This is a genomic window from Kaistella soli (assembly GCF_019038595.1).
GTDB lineage: Bacteria > Bacteroidota > Bacteroidia > Flavobacteriales > Weeksellaceae > Kaistella > Kaistella soli.
Genome location: NZ_JAHOPF010000001.1, coordinates 100923 through 125578, shown reverse-complemented (window position 1 = coordinate 125578; position 24656 = coordinate 100923). Strand labels below are relative to the sequence as shown.

Below are 24656 nucleotides of genomic sequence, written 5' to 3'. Positions count from 1 at the left end.
TTTAAACAGTAAACCTTTTGATCCTCAGCATCAGCTCATTGGGGCTGAAAGGCTTCACGATAAAGTCGGCAGCGCCCAGCCCGAAAGCATTGAGCACCACTTCTTCCTGACCCATGCTGGAAAGCATAATCACAGGGGTTTTTCTGCCAGTTTTCTGCACCGCGGAAAGAATTTCAATTCCGGATGCAAAAGGCATCATGATATCGGTAATGATCAGGTCTACCTCAGTATTCTGTATGGTTTCTATGGCTTCTTTTCCGTTGCGGGTGAGGATCACTTCACAGCCTTCTTTTACTAATTTATGTTCAATGGTCTTTAAAATAAGTTCGTCGTCTTCCGCGATTAAAATCAACATAATTCTTCTAATTTATCAGTTCCTTAATTAATTCAAGCCCCGTTCTGATCTCCTGAACAACCGCTCCGTGAAGCGCTGAATATTCAGGAAGATCCAGTTCTTTTTCCCATTTACCGGCCATTTCTGCCAGTCTGAACAGTCCGGCAGTTCCGGCAGTTCCCTTGAGTTTATGGAGTATTTTTTTCAGTTCTTCTGTATCTTTTTGGTCTGCTGCCGCTTTTAGATTTTCTTCAGAGCTGCTCAGTTCCTGGAGGACCAAATTTAAGAACATTTCCTGGAACGCCTCATCATCGCCGACCTGCTCATTGAGATGGTCGAGACTCAAATGCTTTTCCAGCTGGATTGAAGATGCAGGTATTTTCTCTGTTTCGCGGGTGAGATGCTTCTGTAACATTTCGGAAAGATCGGCCTGTCTCAGTGGTTTCGGCAAGAAATCATCCATTCCTGCCTCCAGGCATTTTTCCTTTTCTCCAAGTACATTGCCGGCAGTAACTCCTATAATGGGAACCTGGAGATATCCGGACAGCATCCTGATCTGTCTGGTGGCTTCGATCCCATCCATCACGGGCATCTGAACATCCATCAGTACCAAGCCGAAAGTTTCTTCCCTGCACGCTTCAAGTGCCTGAAGACCGTCGGTTTTTTCGGTTAAATCGGCATCCGGCATGATGGCCTGCATCATTTTACTGTTCAATACCATGTTCACCGGATTGTCGTCCACCAATAACACCTTCAAGGCTGAAGGGAATAATGAGGCCTGAGATTTTTCCTGTGCAGAGCTGATTTCGCCTGCATCCCTTACGGTGTGCTGCACCGCACGTCTCAGGGTATTATAAAGTTCTTCAGATTTAATCGGTTTGAGGAGGCAGTAAGATTTTTCGTCCTTTCTGAAAGCATTGATGACCTCATGCTCTTCTGAGGAAGTATGCAGCACCACCAAAGGTGACAATTCTTCCTGGCTGCTGAACATTTTCTTGATTTTCTCAATGGTTTCCAGACCGGAAATATGCGGCATGTGATAATCCATTAAAATCACATCAAAACGTTCGCCTTTCGTGAGGATATCGAGGGCTTCCAGCCCGTTGGCCGCCAGCTTTGATCCGATGTTTTTATAGGCCAGCATATGCTGCATGATGATTCTGTTATTTTCATTGTCATCAACAATCAGCACGTTTTTTACCGGCAAATCTTCAAGATCGGTATTTTCTTCTGCACCATTGGCTTCATAAGGAATTTCGATTTCAAAACAGAATACCGAACCGTTTGCCACTTCGCTGGTCAGCGTAAGCTGACTTCCCATATATTTGAGAATATTATTGGAGATGGTAAGTCCTAAACCGGTTCCGCCAAAGCGTTTGCTCACGGAACTGTCTTCCTGGGTAAACGCATCGAAAATGCGCTGCTGTTTGTCCAGCGGAATTCCGATCCCGGTATCTCTTACCGCAAAGCGAAGGGTGACCTTTTCTGCATCCATGCTGAGTTTCTCCACCTTCAGCTCAATTTCGCCATGTTCGGTAAATTTCACGGCATTCCCGAGCAGGTTAATGAGGACCTGTTTGATCCTGGATTCGTCCAGAAACAGTGTTTTCGGGAGTCCCTGTTCAATATTCAGCAACAGTTCAATGCCTTTGCGCTGAGACTGATACAAAATCACATTTACCACCTGACTCACCAGGTCATAGACATTGGATCTGTCGATGAGCAGTTCCATTTTTCCCGATTCTATTTTGGAAAAATCCAGAATATCGGTGATGATGCTCAGCAGACTTTCGCCGGATTCGTTGATATAATTCAGGTACTGGGTCTGCATCTCGTTGAGCGGCGTTTTCAGCAGCAGATCAGAGAAGCCGATCACGCCATTGAGCGGTGTACGGATCTCATGACTCATATTCGCAAGAAATTCGGATTTTGCTCTGTTGGCAAGATCGGCAGTTTCTTTGGCTTTTTTAAGCTCAGCATTGGCATTAACGACCTCAGTCATGTTCTGCGCAGAAACAATAATACCTCCGACTACCTTTTCGGAAAGATACCACGGGCTTACCTCGAGATGATAATGCTGCGGCTCTTCTTTGCCGGGAACCTGTATGGTAAGGTCTTCGTCCTTATAATTTTTGCCTCTCAGGGCATCACGGTATATTTTCTTTCTTTCTTCGGGGGCGTTCGGGGAAATCTCAAAGATGTGCCTGCCAATGAGTTCCATGCCGTTCATTGAAAACTCATCCATCCAGTTTTTGCTGACGGTAAGGTAATTCAGATCCCGGTCAAACATCGCTACGGCATTGGGAACATCACTGACGAAGGACTGCAGCATTGCTTCCTTTTTCGCCAGTTCGAGATAGGTATTTTTGAAGGCATCAATATCCTGAATAATGCCGAATATTTTGGTACATACGCCGTTTTCAAACTCAGGGATTCCTTTTACCCTTACCCAGATTTCCATGCCATCCTGACGTTTCAGCTTTACTTCCTCGTCATAGGCGAAACCTTCTGTGACTGCTCTTGTAAACAGAAAACGCATGCGTTCCCCGTTTTCTTCGCCATAAAAGTTCAAAGCATTTTCGAGATCCGGAACAAAATCTCTGCTGACTTTATGAATCTCTCTTGCTGAACGGGACCAGAACACGGTATTGTTTTTAAGGTTCACCTCCCAGCCGCCTACCTGAGCCACCTCACTGGTCTGCTCAAGAATTTTTCTGGTGTGCATCAGATCCTTTTCCAGCGCTACCCTTTCGGTAATGTTCAGGGCGGTACTCATCACGTAAGGATTTCCTTTTTCATCTGTTTCCACCATATTGTGATACATCCAGATGATCTCCTTACCCTCTTTTGTTTTCAGCACCATATTCCCAACGTCCTCCCCATTTTCTTTAACCCTTTCCAGATACTGTTCCAGGAAAGGCCAGTGCTGTGCTGGCATCAGTTTTTTTAAGGTCAGTCCTTTGGTTTCTTCCTCAGAATAATTCAGGGTTTCGCGTCCTTTTTCGTTTACCGCAAGAATATTGCCTTCCATATCGTGCATGCTCATGAGACCGATGGCATTTTCAAAGAAGTTCCTGAAACGGCGTTCGGAGATTTCAAGCTTTTGGTTTTCTTCCACCAGTCTGGTGATGTTTCTTCCAAAACAAAAAATCTCGGTGTGATTCTGATTCTGTTTTAAATGCCATTCGATGACCGCAGGGTGATTTCCTGCAGTCCGGGTTGTGGCAGTAAATACCAGTTCGTCCTCATTTCCCGGAAAATTATTCATCAGCCGGCGTAATTCTTCACCCCCGTCTCCCAGAATACTTAAAAAGTTCTGATCAACAGCCTCATGTTTCTTTAAGCCGAACGTCTCCTCAAATGAAGGATTCACCTCTTTGAGTTTGAAACTGTTATCCAGAACACAAATCAAATTATTGGTAATGCTGAAGGTTTCCTGAAAATATTCAGCCTGAAGATTTTTTTTCTTTCCGATCAGAATTTTGGTAATGGCTTCCCCCATCTTTTTAAGGGAAGAAATCTGTTTTTCTGAAATGGTTTTAGGCTGATAGTCGATCACGCAGAGGGTACCCAGTGCAAAGCCCTCCTCATCGATCAGCGGCACCCCTGCATAAAAACGGATTCCGCCGGCGATCACCAATGGATTCTGCGATGATCTGGGATCCTGGAAAGTGTCATTGATAATCAGCACTTCCCTGCTTGCAATGGCATACTGACAGATGGTGTTTTCGCGGTCTACAAAATCGAGATCCATGCCGACGCAGCTCTGTATGGTCTGGGTTTTTTCTTCCATCATCGCAATGAGCGATGCCGGACAGTCGGCAATCAGGCATGCTCCTTCCGCAAAAACATCAAGCTCCGGATCCTTTCCCAAATGCAGGAGATTAAAAAATTCCAATTTCTTGATTCTTTCTTCTTCATTTTCAGGAAACGGGTATGATATCATAAATTATTTTTGCTTGAATGGTAAACTTGATTTCAAAACCTAACCTGTTGAAATCCGTTTCAAAGATAGTATTTCAGTACGAAATTTAATAAATATTTGAAATTTTAACATTCAATACCCGCCGCAGGCACTATTCAAAAAAAAATGAGTCACAGCTGATGCTGGAACCCATTTTGAGTGGAGGATATCGGGATCGAACCGACCACCTTCCCGAAAGCTTTCGGGACGCTCCAGCCAAATTTCGCCCATTGCCCTATTATGAAGCAGGAACTCATTTACGCTTAAAACAAAAAAACACAAAACATTTCTGTTCTGCGCTTTACCTGTGGAGGATATCGGGAGCGAACCGACCACCTTCCCGAAAGCTTTCGGGACGTTCCAGCCAGATTTCGCCCATTGCCCTATTATGAAGCAGGAACTCATTTACGCTTAAAACAAAAAAGCACAAAACATTTCTGTTCTGCGCTTTACCTGTGGAGGATATCGGGATCGAACCGACCACCTTCCCGAACGCTTTCGGGACGCTCTAGCTACCTATTCGCCTGCAGCCCTATTTTGAATCAGGAACTCAATGTACTTCCTGCTCTTCTTCGCTTTTATTGAACTTTCCCGTGCAATGGCCTCACTCCGGCTTGAAAATCCTTCGGTGTATTTTAATACCCAGTCATCGGATTTCCCGGTAAAATGATCTTTTGAAAAATGATGTTTCCGCATACGCTCTTCAATATCCTGAGTCTGTCCAATATAGTACCGGTTTAATTTTGCCGAATAAAGTATATATACATAATATTTGTCCATGAGACCAAATTTACGCCTAAAACAAAAAACACAAAACAATTTATGTTCTGTGTTTTACCTGTGGAGGATATCGGGATCGAACCGACCACCTTCCCGAAAGCTTTCGGGACGCTCCAGCCAGATTTCGCCCATTGCCCTATTATGAAGCAGGAACTCATTTACGCTTAAAACAAAAAAGCACAAAACATTTATGTTCTGCGCTTTACCTGTGGAGGATATCGGGATCGAACCGACCACCTTCCCGAACGCTTTCTTGACGCTCCAGCCAGATTTCGCCTAACAAAAAAAGCGCAGAACAATTTATGTTCTGCGCTTTACCTGTGGAGGATATCGGGATCGAACCGACCACCTTTAGACTGCCAGTCTAACGCTCTAGCCAGATGAGCTAATCCCCCGTCATCCGGAATGAAATCCGAAAATCAGTTTGCAATGATACAAAAATTTTGCTGCAAATTCCAATTTCAGAATTAATATTTTAAATTTTTAAATAAAGTCTGTTTTCAGGATATCCGGTTTATTTAAATATGTCGCTTATTCTGAAACCACATCCGGTTTTCTAATCATTATTCTTCTTCTCCGCGACCAGAGAAAAAACATGGGGAGCCTTATTCCCCAACTGCGGAATGCGGTATTTTCCTTTTTCATATTCGTCGTTGTGGCGGAAGCATGCATACGGCGACCAGTCGTATTCCTCAAAGGAAGTAAGCAGCAGATTTTCTTTCAGCAGACTGCCGAGCACTTCGGAAGTAGGATGGTTCCACATGACATACTCCTGAACGATCTCTGCGGACTGATCCGCGTAGGTTCCTTCATAAGTCTCGACAATGGGTTTTTCGTTAAAATAACTGTATTTCACATGAGTGAAATCGTCATCAAACATCCAGACCACAGGATGGAATTCTACAAAAACAAGCTTACCTCCGGGTTTCAGAAAATGAGCAATGACCTGAGCCCATTTATCCAGATCGGGAAGCCAGCCGATGGTACCGTAACTCGTGTACACGATATCAAACTTCTGATCTAAAACCTGAGGCAGGTCATATACGTCGGAAACCAAAAACTGAGTATCCGTTCCGCACTTTAAAGCTAAATCCTTTGCCGCTTCAATGGCTTTGTCGGAGAGATCAATCCCCGTCACTTTTGCGCCCATACGGGAAAGTGAAATGGAATCCTGACCGAAATGACACTGCAGGTGCAGAATTTCTCTGTCCTTAATATCTCCTAAAATGCCCAGTTCAATGGAATTTAAAGAATTGCGCCCTTTCACGAATTCGTCCACGAAATAGAAATGGGATTTGAGGTGAGGTGCTACTTTGGCATTCCATGAATTGCGGTTGATTTCAATATAATTTTCCATGGGAGTTTTTTTTGTAAATGTAGTTTTTTTGAAATTATTGGAGGAGTTTACGGGAAACCGTAATGTGGAAAGGATTTGGTGATGTAGTTTTGGATATACATATAAGTTTAATCAGAATATCTGGAATTGAAATCTGTGTTTAGAAATAATTAAACAATACCACAATATGATCGCAAACATCTCCACCGCATTAAAAAGTCACTTTTTAAGACTTTATCAAATTGCCTGTTCAGACGAAAATTTTGATGTTTTAGAAATGAAACAGCTTTACAAATTTGCTGAACAAAGGGGCATTGATGTTCAGCAGCTTCAAAACATTCTCATAGACCCTGTCTTCAGATTGAATATTCCGGAAAAGCTAAATGAAAGAATTGAGTATCTGTATGATTTGGCTGTCATGATTTGGATTGATGGAGTGGTCACCGAAGATGAGTACAATACACTCCGTAAATTTTGCAAAAATTTTGAATTTATGGATGAAAATATCAATCAAATTTGCGATTACCTTTTGGATTGCGCAAAAAAAGAACTGAGTATTCATTCAGTTTTAGAAAATATAAATAATTAGTATGGAAGCAATCAGCAATCTTTTCGCATTGAAAAAGAACATCTCAGACAAAAATGGAGGAGAAAAAAAGTCCGTTCTTGAAGGAGAGGATGAAGTTCAGGTACGTATTACTTATTACCAAAGTGGTTACGGCGCCTCTAAAACGGCTTTAGGCCAGCCCCAGAATTTCAAAGCCTGTCTGGAAAATGTTTATCATAGTTTTGAGAATCAGTGCAGAAAATTAAAAGAGGAGCAGTTAAAATTGAAACAGCCTTACGTTGAAGAAAAAATAAGACAGGAAAGTGAACTAAAGAATACCGAAACGGCTCTTTCAATTCAAAACGACAGATTGGTCAGCGCTGATCAGAAAATCAATAACATTAAACAGGATATTTCTAAAGTGAAAAGTAATCCCGAAATTTATGGGATTACGGATACCAAACAGCCGCACGCACTTTTTTATATTGGATTGTTTTTATTATTGCCAATCACCATTTATCTGTTCGTTTTCTATATTTCCGCTACATATTCTGCTTTTTTTAAAGTTTTTTCAGATGACAGTCTCACCGCTGCAATTTTTGATGCGCAATCCCTTAATGATGCTATGAAAGCCAGCTGGCTCGAAGGCGCATTGGTAATAACTATTCCTTCGGTGTTTTTAGGTCTGGGTTATATCATCCATATGATTCAAAAAGGAAAAGGGATTAAAAATAATTTTCGGCTCGCAGCTCTATTCATTATTACCTTTCTGTTCGACGGATTACTGGCCTACCAAATCGAAAAGAAAATTTATGAATTCAATAAAACGCTGGAATCCTCACCCTATAATTTAAAGATCGCAGTTGGAGAAGCGGAATTTTGGATGATTATTTTCGCGGGGTTTGTGGTGTATATCATTTGGGGACTGGTGTTCGACTTGGTAATGAAAGAATATGAAAATATTGATAAAATAAAAGGTTTTATAAGGACCAAACAGGAAGAACTGTTGCAAACAGAGCAAACTAAAACCAAAATTCTGGAAGAAATTGATATCATCAAACAAAAAATGTCTGAGATCAAAGGAAAAATACAGGAACTGCAGAATAAAATAGACGGGTTTATCTTGAACGTTAAACAGTATTTGCATTATCACAGCCAATATAAAGAAGGCTGGTATCAGGCAATTGCCGGTGAGTTAGCCTTGCCTAAAGAAAATAAAGCAAAACTTATCGAAGAATGTGAAATGATTGCCAATAATCATCTAGCCAATCTTAATCTTATTAATCCTCAAAATCAAAATATTATATACTCTAAAACCGACTAATTATGAAAAACAAATATTGGGTTTACTTATTAATTTTATCTTTTGTATTTCAAAACTGTAATAAGGCAGAGGAGATAGAACCAGCATCTGGAACGGGAGAAACTGTGCCTCAGCCTGCAAAAAACCTTAATATCAGTATACTTTTGGATTTATCGGATAGAATTAGTCCTGTAAAATATCCTACTCCTAGTATGGAAATTTATAACAGAGATTTAGGTTATATTGCAAGTATAAGCGCCGCTTTCGAAACCCATCTTAGAAACAGCAAAATAAGACAGACGAACGACAACATCCAGGTCTTTTTTGAACCTGAGCCTATGAATAGTGCCATAAATACCCTTTCTCAGAAAATGAAACTGTCGTTCACAAAGAACAATATAAGCAAAAATGCTATTTCCGAGATTAGTCCCATTTACAAAAGTTCTTCGAAGAACATTTATGACTTAGCTCTTAATGATAAAAAATTTGTGGGCAGTGACATCTGGAGTTTTTTTAAAAACAAGGCAGCTGATTACTGCGTTCTTCCAAAACATAGAAATATATTAATCATTCTTACAGATGGATATATGTATCATGTCGATAACCAGATAATTGACAAAAATCAAACAACATATCTTACTCCGGAATTTATTAGAAAATCTAAGTTAAACGTATCAAATTATAAGGATTTAATTGCAGAAAATCATTTTGGTTTTATACCCGCGAGGGAAAATCTGCAGGATTTGGAAGTTGTTGTATTAGGAATTAACGCGGAAAAAGGAAGAGCTTTCGAAGAAGATATTATCATAAAATATTGGTCTGATTGGTTAGAGGCAATGGGTGTGAAAAAATTCTATATCAAAGGAGCTGACTTACCAAGTAATTTGGATCCCGTAATTAAAAATATAATTTTGCAGAAATAAGAAATGGATTAATGATAAAATTTTTAGGATGGCTATTTTTTCTGCTGCCAATTTTTATGTTTTCGCAAACCTACAAAGTCATCAAAATAAAAGACGGCGATACGGTCTGTATTTTAATGAATGGCAAGGAAGAAGTGATACGGCTCGCACACATCGACTGTCCGGAGAAAAAGCAGCCTTTCGGCAATAAAGCCAAAGTATTTATATCGGATTTATGTTTTGGAAAATATGTCAGTATTGGCAACAGTTTTAAAAGAGACCGAAACAAAAGAATTATCGCCGAAATCATTTTGCCCAATGGTGTAAATGTTAATAAAGAACTGGTAAAAAACGGCCTGGCCTGGCATTTTAAAAAATATTCAAAGGACAGCAATTATGCAAAACTTGAAATAGAAGCAAGAAGAAAAAAAGCAGGATTATGGAAAGACAAAGACCCCATCGCTCCCTGGAACTGGAGAAAGTTATCAAAACCGGCCTTGCGGCAGTACTCCTACTCTGCCTTTTAAAGATGCCTTATGGGTATTACCAACTGGTGCGGTTTGTTAACATGTTGGGTTTCGGGTATTTGGCCTATACAGCGGCACAGAGAAAAGACGGGAACTTCGTATTCGTGTTTCTTTCGCTGGCCATTCTCTTCCAGCCATTTTTTAAAATAGCCCTGGGAAGAACCGTATGGAATATCGTGGATGTGGCTGTTGCCCTTTTTCTTATCTTATCCTTATTCCGTAAAAACATAGGGAAAGAAGAAAAGAAATCATAGTCTTTCAGTTTCAGCAACTCAGCAGTAAATATGATCCGCTGCTTACTTCCAGATCAAAAATAAAGTTCCTGCGATTATTAAACCCGCTCCCACTGCGGTTTTCCAGGTTAGGGTTTCTCCTAAAAAGATCACCGCAAAAACAATGGTCAGCGCGAGACTGAGTTTATCAATTCCTGCCACTTTGGAGACTTCGCCCATCTGCAGCGCTTTGAAATAGAAAATCCAGGAAAGCCCGGTGGCCACGCCGGAAATGGTGAGAAAAAACCATGTTCGACGGGAAAGTTCGGTAATTCCCCTCACTTCATCTTTCCAGAAAACAATCAGCCAGATCATAACCAAAACCACCACCGTGCGGATTGCTGTGGCGAGATTGGAGTTCACATTTTCAACCCCAATTTTAGCAAAAATGGCGGTCAATGACGCGAAAAACGCTGATAACAAAGCATAAATCCACCACATGATATTAAGGTTAAAGTTGAGGTTGATTTAAAAATTCTTCAATCGCAACGGTTTTCTGTTCGCCGTCTGCCAGATTTTTCACTGTAATATTTCCTTCCGCAATCTCCTGTTCCCCGAAGAACACCAAATTTGGGATTCCTTTTTTCTCAGCGTAAGTAAACTGTTTTTTCAGTTTGGAGGATTCAGGATAAAGTTCGGCAGAGATTCCCTTTGCGCGAAGTTTTGCAATAATTTTCAAAGCTTCCACGGCTTCGTTATCTCCGTAATTGGCAAACAGATATTTCACTGAAATCTCATTGCTTTCAGGGAATAATCTAAGTTCTTCCATGACGAGATAAATTCTATCCAAACCAAATGAAATTCCGATACCGGGGATATTTTTCACGCCGAATACTTCGGTAAGGTTGTCATATCTTCCGCCACCGCCGATGGAGCCCATGGCGACACCGTTGGCTTTCACTTCAAAGATGGCTCCGGTGTAATAATCGAGTCCTCTGGCGAGGGTAATATCAAATTTGAGGTTCTCTGCAGAAATCCCCAGTTCCAGGCATTGGGTCAGAACGAATTCCAGCTCATTCACGCCTGCGGTTCCGGTTTCATTTTCTTCGAATTTCGATTTCAGCTCTAATACATTTTTAAGCGCATCATTACTCTGGCTGAAAAGGAAATCAAGTTTATCAACAGATTCCTGTGAGATATTTTTCTCCAGAAGCTCTTTTACCACTCCGTCTTTCCCGATTTTATCGAGCTTGTCGAGCGCCACTGTAAAATCAATAAGCTGTTCGGAAATCCCTGCATATTCCGCCAAACCTGAAAGAATTTTCCGGTTGTTCAGATGTATGGTCACAGGGATTTTCAGTTCACCGAATGATTTCAGATACAGCTGCACCAGCTCTACTTCCTGCCACAGACTTTCGCTCCCCACCACATCGGCGTCACACTGATAAAATTCTCGGAAACGCCCTTTCTGAGGACGGTCCGCACGCCAAACCGGCTGAATCTGATATCTCTTGAACGGGAATACCATCTGCCCGTGGTTCATTGCCACGAAACGTGCAAACGGAACCGTAAGATCGTAACGGAGCGCTTTTTCTGAGATCTGGGAAATCAGTTTCTGGGAATTTTTAGCCTGCCAGTCTTCGTCCGTGGTTTTGGAAGCGTAATCGCCGGAATTAAGGATCTTAAAAATCAGACGGTCGCCTTCCTCCCCATATTTACCGGTGAGTGTGGAAAGGTTTTCGAAACTCGGAGTTTCCAGTGGCTGGAAACCGAAAAGTTCAAAGTTTTTCTGTAATGTATTGATGATGGCTCTCCTGCTGATGACTTCCTTTGCGGTAAAATCGCGGGTACCTTTGGCTAAACTTGGCTTCATACTGATGGGTAATGCGTAATAAGTAATGAGCAATATTTCTTGCTTCCGTTTGCAAAAATAAGGATTTCATTTTTCTCTGTCAGGATATCGGCAAACTATTCATGAAAGTGCAGCTTCAATTTTCAAGCTGACGGCTTTAAATAAAAAAAACTGCTTCTGTAAAGGAAGCAGCCCGCAGTTCTTACTGCACGCAAAGTTCTTCTTCGAAAACAGATTTCAGATGATTTTCATAGCGCAACATATCATTGGGGACATCGGCGTTTTTTTCAATATCATGGAAATGAAAACCTGCTACTCTTTCTAAACTTACAAAAGCGTTCATTCTGTGAAAACCGAAAAGCGGACCGTCATCGACCGATGTTTCATTGAAAAACTCTCCCGGAATGGTGAATGCTGTTTCCGGGGCATTCCAACTGGTGGTCAGCATATATTTTCTGCCTGCGAGCATTCCGCCCGTGCCGTAATTAATTTCCGGATTTTGTCTGGAACGTCCGTCGCTGCTGTAAATGCCCTTCTGATGGCCTGCGGTGAAAACTTCGTCTATATATTTTTTGAAACCGTGAGGAAGCTGAAACCACCAGATGGGCGTGTGGTAAATAATATAATCTGCCCACACCAATTTTTCCACTTCTTCATCCGGATTATAATCTGAATCGGTATGCGTAATTTTTACTTCCACTCCCGGAATCCCTCTGAAAAAACTTTCGGTTTTGTCTGTAACGGTCTGATTGAATTTTCCGCCGCTGTGCCCGAAATTCTGTCCTGCATTGATGACCAGTATTTTTTTCATCCTATTCTTTTTATAATTATGATGCAAAGGTCGGATGGTGCAAGGTAAAAAAAAATGTGATGAATCACCATTTTGAAGTGATGTACCTCACTTTTGCGGAGGAGTGCAGGCTAGGAATCAGAAGCGGCTCAAGGTTTCGCGGCTTACCCCCAGAAATGCGGCCAGCATTTTCTTCGGAACACGCTGTATCAGATCCGGATCTTTGTCAAGGAGCTGTGTATAGCGCTCTTCTGCAGTTTCTTTCATCAGTGACAGTACCCTTTGCTGAAGCCCTATAAAGCCCCTGTTGGATTTTTTCCGGAAAAAATTGGCCATCTTATGAATTTTTTCACAGATGATTTCGCGGTTCTCAAATGAAAGCGCGAGAAAGGTACAGTCTTCCACACAGTCGACATTCATGGTTGCAGGCTGGTGAAACTGAAACGCAAAATAATCGCTTACCCAATAGTTTTCCTTCGCAAACTGTATGATGACTTCTTTTCCGTTTTCATCAATCTCATACGATTTCACCAAACCCGAAACGATTAAAAACTCTTCCTGTACCTGTTGCCCCTGCTGTATGAGGAACTGATGTTTCCGAAGTTTCTTTAAAGTAAAAAACTCCGAAACAAAATTCCATTCTTCTTCTGTAAGGTCGTAAAATTCAGAAATATGTTTTCTTAAAAAAGAATTGTATTGGTCCATCCATCAAAAATCTTCTACAAAAATAAAAAGAAGTTTGCTATACTTTCATTTATTTCAGGAATAAAAAAGCCCATCCCCATCAGATACAGAAATGGGCGGAATGCATTCAGACACTTTCCAAAATCTCAATGATTTCCTCCCCATAATTTTCGATTTTATGCTTGCCGAAACCTTTGATCTCGAGTAATTCCTCTTTTTTGGCAGGTTTGTATTTGGCGATGGAAAGCAGTTCCTTATTGGTCGCGATAAAATAGACGGGGAGATTCTGGTTTTTTGCTTTCTCAGTTCTCCAAAGCTTCAGGGAATCGAGAATTTTAATTTCATCCGAATTAAGTTTCTCACCGATCTCCACGGAATATTTCTGATTTCTGGCGTCATTAACGGCCATTTTGGGTTCTTCATAATACAGAATCACCGACCAGTAACTTTCCTCGTCTTTTACGAACGCCGATTCAAATTTCAGCACGTTGTTTTCCTTCAGGAAACGGTCGAGAACACTTTGGTCGTAAGTGATGAATTCATCTGACAACCGTACTTTTAAAACTTTTACTTTCATGGTTTTGTGTTTTTAGAATTTGGAAAACTCTGTCAAAGCCTATAAAAACTAAATTTTAAAGGGCTTTGACAGAGTAAATCTGTTATTTACTGCCAAGCATGACCATCTGGTCGACACGGATTTCGGTGAAGTAGTGTTTCACCCCATCTTTATCATCCCAGTTCCGGTAAACTATTTTACCTTCCACGGCAATTTCCTTTCCTTTGTCCACATATTTTTCCATAATGTCGGCCAGTTTGCCGTTCACTACCAGATTATGCCACTGCGTTTCCTCCACTTTTTCGCCGAGGGCGTTGGTGTAATGATCTGTTGTTGCAAGGCTTACTTTTGCTAATTTTCCGTTTTCGAAGTTTACGATTTCCACTTCTTTACCTGTTCTACCAATCAAGGTAACTTTGTTTCTTAGTGACATGGCTTTAAATTTTTAATTAAACATCAGAAACGGGTCTCACTGATTTTCCCCGAATCTCTGATGCAAAGATTCACCGGTCTGTGAAAATTAGCCGGTAGAGAACTGCTTATTATCGTTTGTAACCGTTTGAATCGGATATCTTCATGATAATCAATGAAATAAAATATATTCCTGAGAAACCTGAAGACTCTTTTTTTCTTTCAGTTTAGGTTCAAGCTGTCCGCTGCCCATCGTTTTTCCATCCTTAAGCCAGGAAAAAAATGGATTTTCACCGCCATAATGGATAAAAGAAAGCCCGGTTTCAGGTCCGAAAAACCTCCTTTTTAAGATTGACTTAAACGTCATTTAAAGATCATTTAAACATTACATCCATTTAAAAACCGGTATTTCTCAATACATTTGTTTAAAATTAGAAGTATGCAACTGGTAAAAGTGGGGCTCTGTGCCTTCGGAATGAGCGGGAAAGTTTTTCATGCTCCCTTTTTAAAAGAACATCCGGGATTTTTTATGTCTGCGGTGGTTGAAAGATCGAAAGAAGAATCCAAATCCCAGTATCCTGATGCGACGGTTTACCGGTCTGTAGAAGAGATGCTTCAGCATGCTGACGTTGATCTGGTTGTGGTGAATACACCCGTTCAGACGCATTTTGAATATGCAAAATCAGCTTTAGAAGCGGGAAAAAATGTCATTGTTGAAAAACCGTTTACCGTTAATGTTGAGCAAGCGGAAGAACTGGTAAGGCTTGCGGAAGAGAAAAACCTTTTCCTGAGTGTTTATCAGAACCGCAGATTCGACAGGGATTATCTTCAGGTAAAAAAAATTATGGAAGAAGGAAAACTCGGAAATCTGAAAGAAGCCGAAATCCGTTTTGACCGGTTCCGCACCCAGGCCAGCGGAAAAGACCATAAAGAAAATCCGGCACAGAGAGGATCGGGATCGCTTCATGATCTTGGATCTCACCTCATCGATCAGGCCACACAGCTGTTCGGTTTCCCGGAAAAACTTTTTGCCGATGTATTTTCCATGAAAGGAACAGCGTACGCTAATGATTATTTTGAAGTCATTCTTTATTACAAAAATGAGCTCAGGGTAAGGCTGAAATCGTCAGTGTTCAGCAAGGAGGCACATTATGCGTATGTTCTGCACGGTGATAAAGGAAGTTTTTTACAGGAAAGAACCGACAGGCAGGAAGATGAACTGGTTGCCGGCGCCATTCCCACCTTTGGGGAAGACTGGACTGAACCTCTTCATGAAACCGACGGAATTCTTCATTATTTTAATGAAAGTTCCATGTGGGAAAGACTCATCACCCTCAGTCAGCCGGGAAATTATATGCATTATTATGAGCAGATCTATGAACACCTTGTTTTCGGCGCCGACCTGCCTTCACCGGGAAGTGAGATCATTCAGAATATGAGGATTATAGAAGCAGCTCTGGAAAGTGCTGAAAAAGGAATCATTGTTTATTTTTGAGGCTGAGGCTGAAGCTGAGGATAAGGTTGAGGTTGAGGTTAAGGATGAGCGTGAGAACGCGCGTATATTGAGAAATTACAAGTATTGAAATTCATTTTAAAAAAGAGAGACCATGAACTCCGACTCCGACCGCAAAATTTTCAGTTCACGAATTTTACATTCGCCAATAGAACATGTTTACCAGGCATTTGCCGATCCCCAGCACCTGAAGAACTGGTGGGGACCTGAAGGATTTACCAACACCATCCACGAATTTGATCTGAGGCCAGGCGGCAGATGGATCCTTACTATGCATGGGCCTGAGCAGGGCCACTATGAAAACTCATCGGTGTTTAAAACGGTGGAGCCTTACCACCTCATCACCTGGAGCAGAATTTCCCAACCGGTGTTCGATATGGAAATCGGTTTTAAAAAAATCAGCGAAACCGAGACTGAAATCAGTTTCAGCATGATTTTTGCTACACGGGAAGCGTGTGATAAAATCCGGCGTTTAGCTGCACCGAAAAATGAGGAAAACTTCGACAGGCTTGAAAAAGAACTTCTTGCTTTTCCTCATTAGAATATGATCAGCGAACGCAAAAAAAATTATGGCCGGCGGAAAACTGCCGGTTTACACAAGTTTCAAAATTCATATATTTGAAGACTTATGTATTCAATTTTAAATTTATTTATTGAAAAATGATCCTGATCGTAGATGATGCTCCAGAAAATATAATCTCCTTAAAAAAAGTGCTCGAAAAAAACGGTTTTGAGGTGGATACCGCATCATCCGGGGAAGAAGCGCTGAAAAAAATACTTAAAAAATCTTATGTCCTGATCATTCTTGATGTTCAGATGCCGGGAATGGATGGTTTTGAAGTCGCCGAAACCATTTCGGGTTACAGCAGAGCAAAAGAAACCGCCATCATTTTTCTATCCGCTGCCAGCTCCAATGTCAACCTTATTACCAGAGGATATTCCTCCGGCGGCCTGGATTATATCAGCAAACCGGTTGATATGAATATCCTGTTGCTGAAGGTAAAAACCTTCTACAGAATTTATGAGCAAAGCCGTGCCCTGAATGAAATGCAGAAAGCCCTGCGCGCAGAAATTGAGTTCAGAAAAGAAGCAGAACGGAAAAAAGATGAGTTCATCAGCATCGCCAGTCATGAACTCAAAACACCGATGACCAGCATTAAGGGATACATTCAGCTTTTGGAACGGAGTTTGGATAAAAACGACATTGAAACGATAAGAACCCGACTGCATAAAGTACAGAATCAGGTTGAAAAATTAAATGTACTCATTGCGGATCTTCTGGATATTTCGAAAATTGAAAGCGGAAAATTAAAATTTAATAAAAAATATTTTCCTTTTGATCATCTGCTTGACCATATTCTTGAAATCATGCAGCAATCGAATCCCCAAATAAAACTCGTAAAGAAAGGAAATGCGGGAGGAAATGTTTACGCTGATGAAATGCGGATTGAACAGGTCATTATTAATTTTATGACCAATGCTATTAAATATGCACCCGACACCGAAGAAATCCACATCAGCTCCATGATACGGGAGGATGAAATTTACTTTTCGGTACGGGATTTCGGAATGGGCATGCCAGAGGAGCATCAACAAAAAATCTTTGACAAATTCTACAGGATCGAGGAAACTTCCGAACGGTTTCAGGGACTGGGCATCGGGCTTTATATCTGTCAGGAAATCATAGAAAGACATGGGGGAACCGTAGGCGTTAACAGCACACCCGGTGAAGGCTCAGAATTTTATTTTACAATACCGGTAAATCCTGAGAAGGAAAAAAATCAATAAGTAACAATGATGAATTTTAAAAATAATCTTCTTTACGGACTGGGACTGTCTTTGGTCCTTTTATTTATAAGCTCGATGGCATCGTATATCAGTATTAAAAACCTGATCGACAGTGCTTCGATGGTGAAAAACAGCAACCGGATCATTCAGGATCTGGATCATGTTTTTTCGCTGGTAAAAGATGCTGAAACCGGACAGCGCGGTTATCTGCTAAGCGGAGATCTTCGGTTTCTGGAGCCCTATAATAATGCAAAAGAACAAATATCAGAAGGCATCAACGCATTATCTGCCGAAGTGACCAACACCCATACTCAGAGCAAAAATCTGGAAAAACTGCAGCGCAGTATTGACTCGAGAATCGATATTCTGGACCGAAATCTGAACTACAAAAAAGAGCATAACACCCTAAAGCCTGAGCAGCTGCTGAGCGGAAAAAAATACATGGACGAAATCCGCAACACCGTATCGGTGATGCAGAAAGAAGAACAGGCCATACTGAAATCCCGCACGGAAACCATGGATCAGTTTGCCTCCTACACGCCATGGCTGATCATTATTTCGGCGCTTCTGGCCATTACCATTACGCTGGTTTTTTACCGCAAAGTCCTGCAGGACTTCAACGAAAAAACAAAACTTACGCAGGAGCTTGAGGCAAAGAACGAAGAAACAGAAAACCGCCTGCTTGCGATCGAAAAAGTAGCGGCACAAATCTCCGGCGGTGATTATAATATCCTTTGGGACCAAAACGCTCAGGAAACCCTGGGCAGTGTGGCAGGTCCGCTGAACCATATGGCCGAATCGCTTCAGACCTCATTTAAAACCCTGGAAGAGAAAGAATGGCTGAGTTCTACCATTGCGCAGCTCAACGACCGCATGATGGGAGACAAAAGCATGGAAAAACTGGCTGCGAATATTCTGGATGAACTTACGGCCAATACCCAGAGCCACGTAGCTGCGATTTACCTGCAGGGTGAGGACAACAAACTGCATCTTACCGGAAGTTATGCACTGGCAGATGATGCCGCCAGAAAACCTTTAAAAATCGGTGAGGGCATTTCGGGTGAGGCGTTCCGCTCTGAAAAACAAATCGTGGTGAAGGACATTCCAGATCACGGCGTTACCATCAGCTTCGCCACCGGAAACACGAAACCCAGAAACATTGTTGCGCTCCCCATTACCCGGTACAATTTACCTCTTGGGGTGATTGAACTTGGCGCCATGCACGATTATTCTGCCCGTGAGCTTGAATTTCTCCAAGCTGTCGCGGGAAATATCGGACTGGCCTTTTACAGTGCCCAAAGCCGCATTAAACTTCAGGAACTTCTTGAAGAAACCCAGGCGCAGTCTGAAGAACTGCAGACTCAGCATTCCGAGCTGGAGAATATCAACGACGAACTCGAAGCACAGTCCCAAAAACTTCTCGCTTCTGAAGAAGAACTGAGGGTTCAGCAGGAAGAGCTGATGCAGAGCAACCAGGAACTTGAAGAAAGAACCAGTCTGCTTGAAGAGAAAAATGCCCTGATCGAACAGCATAATATCGATATTCAGCAGAAATCCCTCGAGCTGGAGCAAAGCACCAAATACAAATCGGAGTTCCTCGCCAATATGTCACACGAGCTTCGTACGCCGCTGAACTCGATCCTCCTGCTTTCCAAACTGATGACCGAAAGCGAAGATCTGGATGACCAGTATGTTGAATATGCTGAAGTCATGCAGAGTTCAGGTCAGGGCTTGCTGACGCTGATCGATGAAATTCTGGATCTGTCCAAAATTGAATCCGGCAAGATGACCCTGGAAATCCACGAGGTTCCGCTAAACGAAATTACGACGGATATGCAGATGCTGTTTAATCCAATGGCGAAGGAAAAGAATCTGGACTTAAACATCGTGACGGATGCTGAGACGGCAAAAAATTTACATACGGACAAACTCCGTCTGGAGCAGATTCTGAAAAACCTCCTGTCCAACGCGATCAAATTCACTTCGGAAGGAAGCATTACGCTGCACATTTCCGGGGATGAGGCGAAAGGAAAAGTCTTTTTCAAAGTCAGCGATACCGGAATCGGTATTCCTAAAGACAAAATAAAAATGGTGTTTGAAGCGTTCCAGCAGGCGGACGGCTCTACACAGCGAAAATACGGCGGCACCGGACTTGGGCTGTCCATCAGCCGCGAACTCGCAAGACTTCTCGGCGGAGAAATTCAGCTGAAAAGTACCGAAGGCGAAGGCAGCGAATTCACGCTTGTGGTTCCGGTGAATATTGATGAAGCAGAGAATTTACCCGCTCCTGTACAGGAAGAAACTCCGGTTTACGAGGCGGAAGAAGCAAACACCCAGCCCGAACGTTTTATCAGCGACCGCATTCCTCAGCAGATCGGGGACGACCGCGATGATATTCAGAAAGGCGACAAAGTGATTCTGATCATTGAAGACGACACGGCTTTTGCGAAAATTCTTATGGACTTTTCCAGAACTAAAAATTATAAAGTCATCGTGGCGGTTCGCGGAGATGCAGGTATCGAAATGGCTCAGCATTACAAACCGCTGGCTATTCTGCTTGATATTCAGCTGCCGGTAATGGATGGCTGGGAAGTAATGGAAGCCCTGAAATCGAATCCGGAAACCAAGCCGATCCCTGTTCACATCATGTCTTCCATGAAATTCAAACAGGAAAGCTTATTGAGAGGTGCGGTAGATTTCATCAACAAACCTTTTGCGCTGGAACAGATGCAGGAAATTTTCAGCAAGCTGGAAAACGCCCTGAACCGGTCGCCTAAAAAAGTGCTGATCGTAGAGGAAAATGAACAGCATGCGAAAGCCTTAAGCTATTTCTTAAGAGCCAATAATATTACCACCGACATCGCCAATAATGTTTCGGACAGCATCGAATCCCTTCACAACCGGGAGATCGACTGCGTAATTCTCGACATGGGCGTGCCGGACAGAACGGCGTATGAAACCCTTGAAACCATCAAGCAAAACAAAGGGCTGGAGCAGCTTCCCATCATTGTGTTCACCGGAAAAAACCTTTCCAAAGGAGAAGAAAGCCGGATCAAGAAATACGCGGATTCCATTGTGGTGAAAACCGCTTATTCGTATCAGCGTATTCTGGATGAAGCAGGACTCTTCCTGCATCTGGTAGAAGAAAAGAATAAGAAAAAACATGAGAGAATATCAGGCTCAGGTAACGAAGGCGAGCTTAGAAACATCCTGAAAGACAAAACCGTTTTGATCGCTGACGATGATGTAAGAAATATTTTCTCGCTGACCAAAGCCCTCGAAATCCACGGGATGAAAGTAATCCCGGCCATGGACGGTAAAGAAGCCCTGAAAGCGCTGGAAAAAGAGCCTGCTATCGATGTGGTGCTGATGGACATGATGATGCCCGAAATGGACGGCTATGAAACCATCCGGGAGATCCGGTCCGACCATCAGTATAAAAACCTTCCCGTGCTGGCGGTGACCTCGAAAGCCATGATGGGCGACCGGGAAAAATGTATTGCGGTGGGTGCATCCGACTATATTTCAAAACCTGTGGACATCGATCAGTTGGTTTCTCTGCTGAGAGTCTGGCTCTATGACAAAATCTAAAATCTCTCTGTATGAAAAGCGAAAAGGAAATTCTTATCATTGACGATGACAGCAAAAACATCTTTGCGCTCAACGCCGTCCTGAAAGCAAAGAAATACCGGTGTGTTTCCGCGCTCAGCGCAAGACAGGGTCTGCAGATGCTTTCGGACAATAAAAACATCGGCGTGGTGCTGATGGACATGATGATGCCCGAAATGGACGGTTATGAAGCCATAGGCCAGATGAAAACCAATGAGTCGCTGAAAGACATTCCGGTGATCGCGGTAACCGCTCAGGCGATGACCGGAGACCGGGACAAATGCCTCAAAGCAGGTGCTGACGGGTATCTTTCGAAGCCGGTGAATGTAGATGAACTGATGAAGCTGCTCCAACAATTAATCCCTTAAAACGTGAAATCGGAACACAGTGATGAACATATCGAAACCCTTCTTTCCGATGTACTGGAAATTTACGGGTATGACTTTACAGGGTATTCGCGGGCCTCGCTGAAGCGCCGTATTGTGCGGCTTTACGAGCTGGACCGTTTTGTAAGTTTTGCAGAATACCGGTATAAGATCAGAACGGAGCCCGGCTATTTCAAACGCTTCCTGGAACAGGTGACCATCAATGTAACGGAGATGTTCAGGGACCCTGCTTTTTATAAAGCCCTCAGAACAGAAGTTCTTCCCAAGCTCGGCACCTACCCTTTGATCAGGATCTGGATTGCGGGCTGCAGCACGGGGGAAGAAGCCTACTCTGTTGCCATCTTTTTAAAAGAGCTGAACCTGCTTCACAAGTCGCTGATCTATGCCACTGATATCAACAGTGCGGTGGTAGAAAATGCCGCTCAGGCCATGGTGCCGCTGAGCAAAATAAAACAGTATACGGAAAATTATATCGCGGCAGGCGGCAGCGAACATTTTTCCGGTTATTATGCCGCCAATTATTCTCTGGGGAAACTCAGTGAGGAGCTGAGATCGAAAATTATTTTTTCCACGCACAATCTCGTGACGGATAATTCTTTCAATGAGTTTCAGCTGATCCTGTGCCGCAATGTTCTGATTTATTTTGACAGGCCGCTGCAGAACAAAGTCTTCGAGCTTTTTGACAACAGTCTGGAAAAATTCGGTTATCTGGCCCTTGGGACCAAAGAGACGCTGGACTTTTCCACCGTCTCGAAGAATTACGAAAGAATGAAATCCGCCAAAATATGGCGTAAAATAAATTAAAATGGAAAACTGTAAAGCACTGGTGATAGGCGGATCCGCCGGAAGCCTCGACGTACTGCTGAAAGTACTGCCGGGCATCAACCCGTTGCTTGCATTTCCCATTATTCTGGTGCTGCACCGCAAACCCGGGAAAGACAGCATCCTGACCGGACTTTTAGCATCAAAGACCCAACTCCGGGTAAAAGAAGTTGAAGAAAAAGAAAAATTATTGCCCGCAACCCTTTATATCGCCCCTCCGGACTATCATCTGCTCATCGAAAATGACGGAACACTTTCTCTGGATGCCTCTGAAAAAGTCAATTTTTCACGGCCTTCCATTGATGTCACTTTTGAAAGTGCCGCAGAAGTATATGGAGAAAATGTGGTATGTTTGCTGCTTTCCGGCGCCAACAGCGACGGCACTGCCGGGCTGCAAAAAGTAAAAGAAAAAGGCGGCAGAGCGCTCATCCAGAAACCGTCGTCGGCGGTGGTGAGTTTTATGCCCGAATACGCTATGGAACATGTGGCTGTGGATGCGGTGCTGGACACCGCGGAAATGCCCGACTATATTAATAAATTAGGAAAATGACTGAAAAAAATCCAATAAAAGAAACCAAAAAGGTATTTATTTTCGACGACAACCTCGAGATTCTCGAACTCTGTACGGAAATTCTCGAAGACATCGGATGTGAAGTGAAAACCTCACCTTCCACCAACAGCGTTGAACAGCAGGTGGCTGACTATATGCCCCATCTTATCCTGATGGATAACTGGCTGCCGGATATCAGCGGAATTGAGGCGACGAGGCTGCTGAAATCCAACGAAGCCCTGAAAAACATTCCGGTGCTTTATTTTTCCGCGAACAGCAATATCAGTGCGCTTGCGGCAGAAGCCGGTGCAGATGATTTTCTTGCGAAACCGTTTGATATCGACCTTTTTGAAACTACCGTGAAAAAATATACGGGCGTCTGAATTCTCCACGCCCATAGCAGCAATTACCATGTCCACCGAAAAGAAACCCCAGGAGAAGACGCGTCTTCACCTCAGAAATAAAAACCGCGAACCCTACAACCTCGACGCCCTGAAAGCTGCTGAACCGGAATTGGTTCAGTACATCACTCCGAACCGATACGGCGCCGAATCCGTAGATTTCGCGAATCCCAAAGCGGTTAAACTGCTTAACAAAGCTTTGCTCCATCATTATTACGGCATTGAATACTGGGATTTCCCTGCAGAAAACCTTTGTCCTCCTATTCCGGGAAGGGCAGATTATCTGCATTATATGGCAGATTTATTAGGTCAGAGCAATTTCGGGAGTATTCCTACCGGTGAAAAAATTACGGCTCTGGATATTGGGGTGGGCGCCAGCTGCATCTACCCCATCATCGGCGTGACGGAATACGGCTGGAATTTCATTGCTTCAGACATTGATCCGAAATCCCTCGAGTCTTCCCAAAAAATCGCGGATTCCAATGCATCCCTTCAAAATAAAATAGAGTGCAGGTTACAGGAAGATCCGGCTCAGTTTTTCAGCGGAATGATCTCCGCTGAGGAAAAGATTGATCTGACCTTCTGTAATCCCCCATTCCATTCTTCTACTGAGGAAGCCCAAAAAGGAAGCCACAGAAAAGCCACTAATCTAACCGGAAAAAAGATAAAAACGCCGGAACTTAATTTTGCCGGTCTGAGCAACGAACTGGTTTATGAAGGCGGCGAATCTGCCTTTGTTAATCATATGATCCGGGAAAGCAAAGATTTTGCTTCCAACTGTTACTGGTTTTCAACCTTAGTTTCCAAGGAATCCAATCTTAAAAAAATCTATAAAACCCTGAACGAAATGGAAATCACGATGGTAAAAACCATCCCGCTCGGAACAGGCAATAAAACCAGCCGCGTGATCGCCTGGAGCTACCTTACGAAAAAGGAGCAGCTCGAGTGGCGGGAAAAGCGGTGGAGGAAGTAGGTTGAGGCTGAGGTTAAGGTTGAGGTTGAGGATGAGGATGAGATCGAGGGCAGCGGTGAGTTGATTGAAGATTGAGGACCTCTAAAGCAAAAAGGTTTCAGTACTGCCTAAAGGCGGGAGAATTGCCAGCCTATATGGCAAATAAGCTTCATTTTTAAGGGCATTGGCAAGTCCCCGGCTTTCTTTTATTTTCGTTATTTTCTTACCTCTCTTTTCATGAACACCTCATGAAGTATCCATGAAGTATCCATGAAGCATCCGTGAAGCATCTATGGAGCATCCCAAAATGTGACCCGTCCTGAAATAACTATACAGATTAATCAATCAATCCTGATATGGCTATATATTCATAAGTCTCAAATGGCAGCTGAGGTTCCCAAATGGTGGCTGAGGCTCTCGAAGCCCCATGCCCGGGT

26 protein-coding genes and 1 tRNA gene are annotated in these 24656 nt (G+C 42.8%); 15 read left to right on the top strand and 12 right to left on the bottom strand.

Translation table 11 applies throughout. The annotated features are described in order from the left end of the window. Position 1 precedes the first annotated feature (1 nt). The 3 genes from KSK37_RS00595 to KSK37_RS00585 form a co-directional block, all read right to left on the bottom strand. Positions 2-355: a response regulator transcription factor gene (locus KSK37_RS00595; RefSeq protein WP_217198828.1), complete on the bottom strand. Its 354-nt coding sequence runs from the start codon at positions 353-355 to the stop codon at positions 2-4. A 7-nt stretch (positions 356-362) separates the two neighbouring features. Further along, on the bottom strand, positions 363-4280 hold the full coding sequence (locus KSK37_RS00590) for a response regulator (RefSeq protein WP_217198826.1): 3918 nt from the start codon (positions 4278-4280) through the stop codon (positions 363-365). A gap of 534 nt (positions 4281-4814) precedes the next feature. Next, the gene (locus KSK37_RS00585) at positions 4815-5078 is read right to left on the bottom strand and encodes a GIY-YIG nuclease family protein (protein WP_217198824.1); all 264 of its coding nucleotides are present in this window, start codon (positions 5076-5078) and stop codon (positions 4815-4817) included. Positions 5079-5120: 42 nt separating this feature from the next. Here KSK37_RS00585 and KSK37_RS14120 point away from each other — a divergent pair, with 42 nt between their 5' ends. Continuing rightward, positions 5121-5246 carry a hypothetical protein gene (locus KSK37_RS14120; protein WP_281418135.1) on the top strand — a complete coding sequence of 42 codons (126 nt, stop codon included), beginning with the start codon at positions 5121-5123 and terminating at the stop codon, positions 5244-5246. A 153-nt stretch (positions 5247-5399) separates the two neighbouring features. Here the strand turns inward: KSK37_RS14120 and KSK37_RS00580 are convergent. Continuing rightward, a tRNA-Ala gene (locus KSK37_RS00580) sits at positions 5400-5473 on the bottom strand. Between the two features lie 161 nt (positions 5474-5634). Next, positions 5635-6435, bottom strand: coding sequence for a class I SAM-dependent methyltransferase (locus KSK37_RS00575; RefSeq protein WP_217198822.1), 801 nt, complete (start codon positions 6433-6435; stop codon positions 5635-5637). A gap of 166 nt (positions 6436-6601) precedes the next feature. On the opposite strand from KSK37_RS00575, the gene KSK37_RS00570 reads away from it, so the two are divergent. The 5 genes from KSK37_RS00570 to KSK37_RS00550 are packed head-to-tail and all read left to right on the top strand — an operon-like array spanning position 6602 to position 9947. Continuing rightward, positions 6602-7003, top strand: a complete 402-nt coding sequence (locus KSK37_RS00570) for a TerB family tellurite resistance protein (RefSeq protein WP_217198821.1) — start codon at positions 6602-6604, stop codon at positions 7001-7003. A gap of 1 nt (position 7004) precedes the next feature. After that, complete coding sequence (locus tag KSK37_RS00565) at positions 7005-8285, top strand: ABC transporter permease (protein WP_217198820.1); 1281 nt, start codon at positions 7005-7007, stop codon at positions 8283-8285. 2 nt (positions 8286-8287) lie between these two features. Continuing rightward, positions 8288-9187 carry a hypothetical protein gene (locus KSK37_RS00560; RefSeq protein ID WP_217198819.1) on the top strand — a complete coding sequence of 300 codons (900 nt, stop codon included), beginning with the start codon at positions 8288-8290 and terminating at the stop codon, positions 9185-9187. Positions 9188-9198: 11 nt separating this feature from the next. Beyond that, entirely contained in the window at positions 9199-9693 is a 495-nt protein-coding gene (locus KSK37_RS00555; RefSeq protein WP_217198818.1) for a thermonuclease family protein, read from the top strand. Next, a complete protein-coding gene (locus tag KSK37_RS00550) occupies positions 9606-9947 on the top strand; it encodes a DUF6804 family protein (RefSeq protein ID WP_343216965.1) in 342 nt (113 codons plus the stop codon). Before KSK37_RS00555 ends, KSK37_RS00550 begins: the two co-directional genes overlap by 88 nt. Positions 9948-9989: 42 nt before the next feature. Here the strand turns inward: KSK37_RS00550 and KSK37_RS00545 are convergent, their stop codons facing one another. The 7 genes from KSK37_RS00545 to KSK37_RS00515 form a co-directional block, all read right to left on the bottom strand. Beyond that, positions 9990-10406, bottom strand: coding sequence for an EamA family transporter (locus KSK37_RS00545; protein ID WP_217198817.1), 417 nt, complete (start codon positions 10404-10406; stop codon positions 9990-9992). Positions 10407-10416: 10 nt separating this feature from the next. Beyond that, positions 10417-11778, bottom strand: coding sequence for a histidine--tRNA ligase (gene hisS, locus KSK37_RS00540; RefSeq protein WP_217199395.1), 1362 nt, complete (start codon positions 11776-11778; stop codon positions 10417-10419). Between the two features lie 181 nt (positions 11779-11959). Then, on the bottom strand, positions 11960-12568 hold the full coding sequence (locus KSK37_RS00535; RefSeq protein WP_217198816.1) for an NAD(P)H-dependent oxidoreductase: 609 nt from the start codon (positions 12566-12568) through the stop codon (positions 11960-11962). Between the two features lie 117 nt (positions 12569-12685). Continuing rightward, positions 12686-13252: a Crp/Fnr family transcriptional regulator gene (locus tag KSK37_RS00530; protein WP_217198815.1), complete on the bottom strand. Its 567-nt coding sequence runs from the start codon at positions 13250-13252 to the stop codon at positions 12686-12688. Between the two features lie 106 nt (positions 13253-13358). After that, on the bottom strand, positions 13359-13808 hold the full coding sequence (locus KSK37_RS00525) for an HRDC domain-containing protein (protein ID WP_217198814.1): 450 nt from the start codon (positions 13806-13808) through the stop codon (positions 13359-13361). Between the two features lie 82 nt (positions 13809-13890). Next, positions 13891-14220, bottom strand: coding sequence for a single-stranded DNA-binding protein (locus KSK37_RS00520; protein WP_088358447.1), 330 nt, complete (start codon positions 14218-14220; stop codon positions 13891-13893). Between the two features lie 150 nt (positions 14221-14370). Next, entirely contained in the window at positions 14371-14565 is a 195-nt protein-coding gene (locus KSK37_RS00515) for a hypothetical protein (protein WP_217198813.1), read from the bottom strand. Between the two features lie 72 nt (positions 14566-14637). Here KSK37_RS00515 and KSK37_RS00510 point away from each other — a divergent pair, with 72 nt between their 5' ends. The 9 genes from KSK37_RS00510 to rlmF all read left to right on the top strand — a co-directional run bounded on the left by KSK37_RS00510 (position 14638) and on the right by rlmF (position 24240). Beyond that, a complete protein-coding gene (locus KSK37_RS00510) occupies positions 14638-15693 on the top strand; it encodes a Gfo/Idh/MocA family oxidoreductase (RefSeq protein ID WP_217198812.1) in 1056 nt (351 codons plus the stop codon). 112 nt (positions 15694-15805) lie between these two features. Next, complete coding sequence (locus tag KSK37_RS00505; RefSeq protein ID WP_217198811.1) at positions 15806-16252, top strand: SRPBCC domain-containing protein; 447 nt, start codon at positions 15806-15808, stop codon at positions 16250-16252. Between the two features lie 119 nt (positions 16253-16371). Beyond that, positions 16372-17499, top strand: coding sequence for an ATP-binding response regulator (locus KSK37_RS00500; RefSeq protein WP_217198809.1), 1128 nt, complete (start codon positions 16372-16374; stop codon positions 17497-17499). Positions 17500-17505: 6 nt separating this feature from the next. Beyond that, positions 17506-21090, top strand: coding sequence for a response regulator (locus KSK37_RS00495; protein ID WP_217198807.1), 3585 nt, complete (start codon positions 17506-17508; stop codon positions 21088-21090). A gap of 11 nt (positions 21091-21101) precedes the next feature. Beyond that, on the top strand, positions 21102-21476 hold the full coding sequence (locus KSK37_RS00490; protein WP_217198806.1) for a response regulator: 375 nt from the start codon (positions 21102-21104) through the stop codon (positions 21474-21476). Positions 21477-21479: 3 nt separating this feature from the next. Continuing rightward, the gene (locus KSK37_RS00485; protein ID WP_217198805.1) at positions 21480-22298 is read left to right on the top strand and encodes a CheR family methyltransferase; all 819 of its coding nucleotides are present in this window, start codon (positions 21480-21482) and stop codon (positions 22296-22298) included. Position 22299: 1 nt separating this feature from the next. After that, complete coding sequence (locus KSK37_RS00480; RefSeq protein ID WP_217198804.1) at positions 22300-22866, top strand: chemotaxis protein CheB; 567 nt, start codon at positions 22300-22302, stop codon at positions 22864-22866. After that, complete coding sequence (locus KSK37_RS00475; RefSeq protein ID WP_217198803.1) at positions 22863-23249, top strand: response regulator; 387 nt, start codon at positions 22863-22865, stop codon at positions 23247-23249. Before KSK37_RS00480 ends, KSK37_RS00475 begins: the two co-directional genes overlap by 4 nt. Before the next feature lie 28 nt (positions 23250-23277). Beyond that, positions 23278-24240, top strand: a complete 963-nt coding sequence (gene rlmF / locus KSK37_RS00470; protein ID WP_217198802.1) for a 23S rRNA (adenine(1618)-N(6))-methyltransferase RlmF — start codon at positions 23278-23280, stop codon at positions 24238-24240. Positions 24241-24656 lie beyond the last annotated feature (416 nt).

Coding starts and splice junctions, on each gene's coding strand:
- rlmF (WP_217198802.1), top strand. CDS start 23,278: ATGTCCACCGAAAAGAAACCCCAGGAGAAGACGCGTCTTCACCTCAGA.
- KSK37_RS00550 (WP_343216965.1), top strand. CDS start 9,606: ATGGAAAGACAAAGACCCCATCGCTCCCTGGAACTGGAGAAAGTTATC.
- KSK37_RS00555 (WP_217198818.1), top strand. CDS start 9,199: ATGATAAAATTTTTAGGATGGCTATTTTTTCTGCTGCCAATTTTTATG.
- KSK37_RS00560 (WP_217198819.1), top strand. CDS start 8,288: ATGAAAAACAAATATTGGGTTTACTTATTAATTTTATCTTTTGTATTT.
- KSK37_RS00520 (WP_088358447.1), bottom strand. CDS start 14,220: ATGTCACTAAGAAACAAAGTTACCTTGATTGGTAGAACAGGTAAAGAA.
- KSK37_RS00505 (WP_217198811.1), top strand. CDS start 15,806: ATGAACTCCGACTCCGACCGCAAAATTTTCAGTTCACGAATTTTACAT.
- KSK37_RS00590 (WP_217198826.1), bottom strand. CDS start 4,280: ATGATATCATACCCGTTTCCTGAAAATGAAGAAGAAAGAATCAAGAAA.
- KSK37_RS00530 (WP_217198815.1), bottom strand. CDS start 13,252: ATGGACCAATACAATTCTTTTTTAAGAAAACATATTTCTGAATTTTAC.
- KSK37_RS00570 (WP_217198821.1), top strand. CDS start 6,602: ATGATCGCAAACATCTCCACCGCATTAAAAAGTCACTTTTTAAGACTT.
- KSK37_RS00585 (WP_217198824.1), bottom strand. CDS start 5,078: ATGGACAAATATTATGTATATATACTTTATTCGGCAAAATTAAACCGG.
- KSK37_RS00595 (WP_217198828.1), bottom strand. CDS start 355: ATGTTGATTTTAATCGCGGAAGACGACGAACTTATTTTAAAGACCATT.
- KSK37_RS00480 (WP_217198804.1), top strand. CDS start 22,300: ATGGAAAACTGTAAAGCACTGGTGATAGGCGGATCCGCCGGAAGCCTC.
- KSK37_RS14120 (WP_281418135.1), top strand. CDS start 5,121: ATGTTCTGTGTTTTACCTGTGGAGGATATCGGGATCGAACCGACCACC.
- KSK37_RS00490 (WP_217198806.1), top strand. CDS start 21,102: ATGAAAAGCGAAAAGGAAATTCTTATCATTGACGATGACAGCAAAAAC.
- KSK37_RS00525 (WP_217198814.1), bottom strand. CDS start 13,808: ATGAAAGTAAAAGTTTTAAAAGTACGGTTGTCAGATGAATTCATCACT.
- KSK37_RS00475 (WP_217198803.1), top strand. CDS start 22,863: ATGACTGAAAAAAATCCAATAAAAGAAACCAAAAAGGTATTTATTTTC.
- KSK37_RS00500 (WP_217198809.1), top strand. CDS start 16,372: ATGATCCTGATCGTAGATGATGCTCCAGAAAATATAATCTCCTTAAAA.
- KSK37_RS00575 (WP_217198822.1), bottom strand. CDS start 6,435: ATGGAAAATTATATTGAAATCAACCGCAATTCATGGAATGCCAAAGTA.
- KSK37_RS00515 (WP_217198813.1), bottom strand. CDS start 14,565: ATGACGTTTAAGTCAATCTTAAAAAGGAGGTTTTTCGGACCTGAAACC.
- KSK37_RS00565 (WP_217198820.1), top strand. CDS start 7,005: ATGGAAGCAATCAGCAATCTTTTCGCATTGAAAAAGAACATCTCAGAC.
- hisS (WP_217199395.1), bottom strand. CDS start 11,778: ATGAAGCCAAGTTTAGCCAAAGGTACCCGCGATTTTACCGCAAAGGAA.
- KSK37_RS00545 (WP_217198817.1), bottom strand. CDS start 10,406: ATGTGGTGGATTTATGCTTTGTTATCAGCGTTTTTCGCGTCATTGACC.
- KSK37_RS00495 (WP_217198807.1), top strand. CDS start 17,506: ATGATGAATTTTAAAAATAATCTTCTTTACGGACTGGGACTGTCTTTG.
- KSK37_RS00535 (WP_217198816.1), bottom strand. CDS start 12,568: ATGAAAAAAATACTGGTCATCAATGCAGGACAGAATTTCGGGCACAGC.
- KSK37_RS00510 (WP_217198812.1), top strand. CDS start 14,638: ATGCAACTGGTAAAAGTGGGGCTCTGTGCCTTCGGAATGAGCGGGAAA.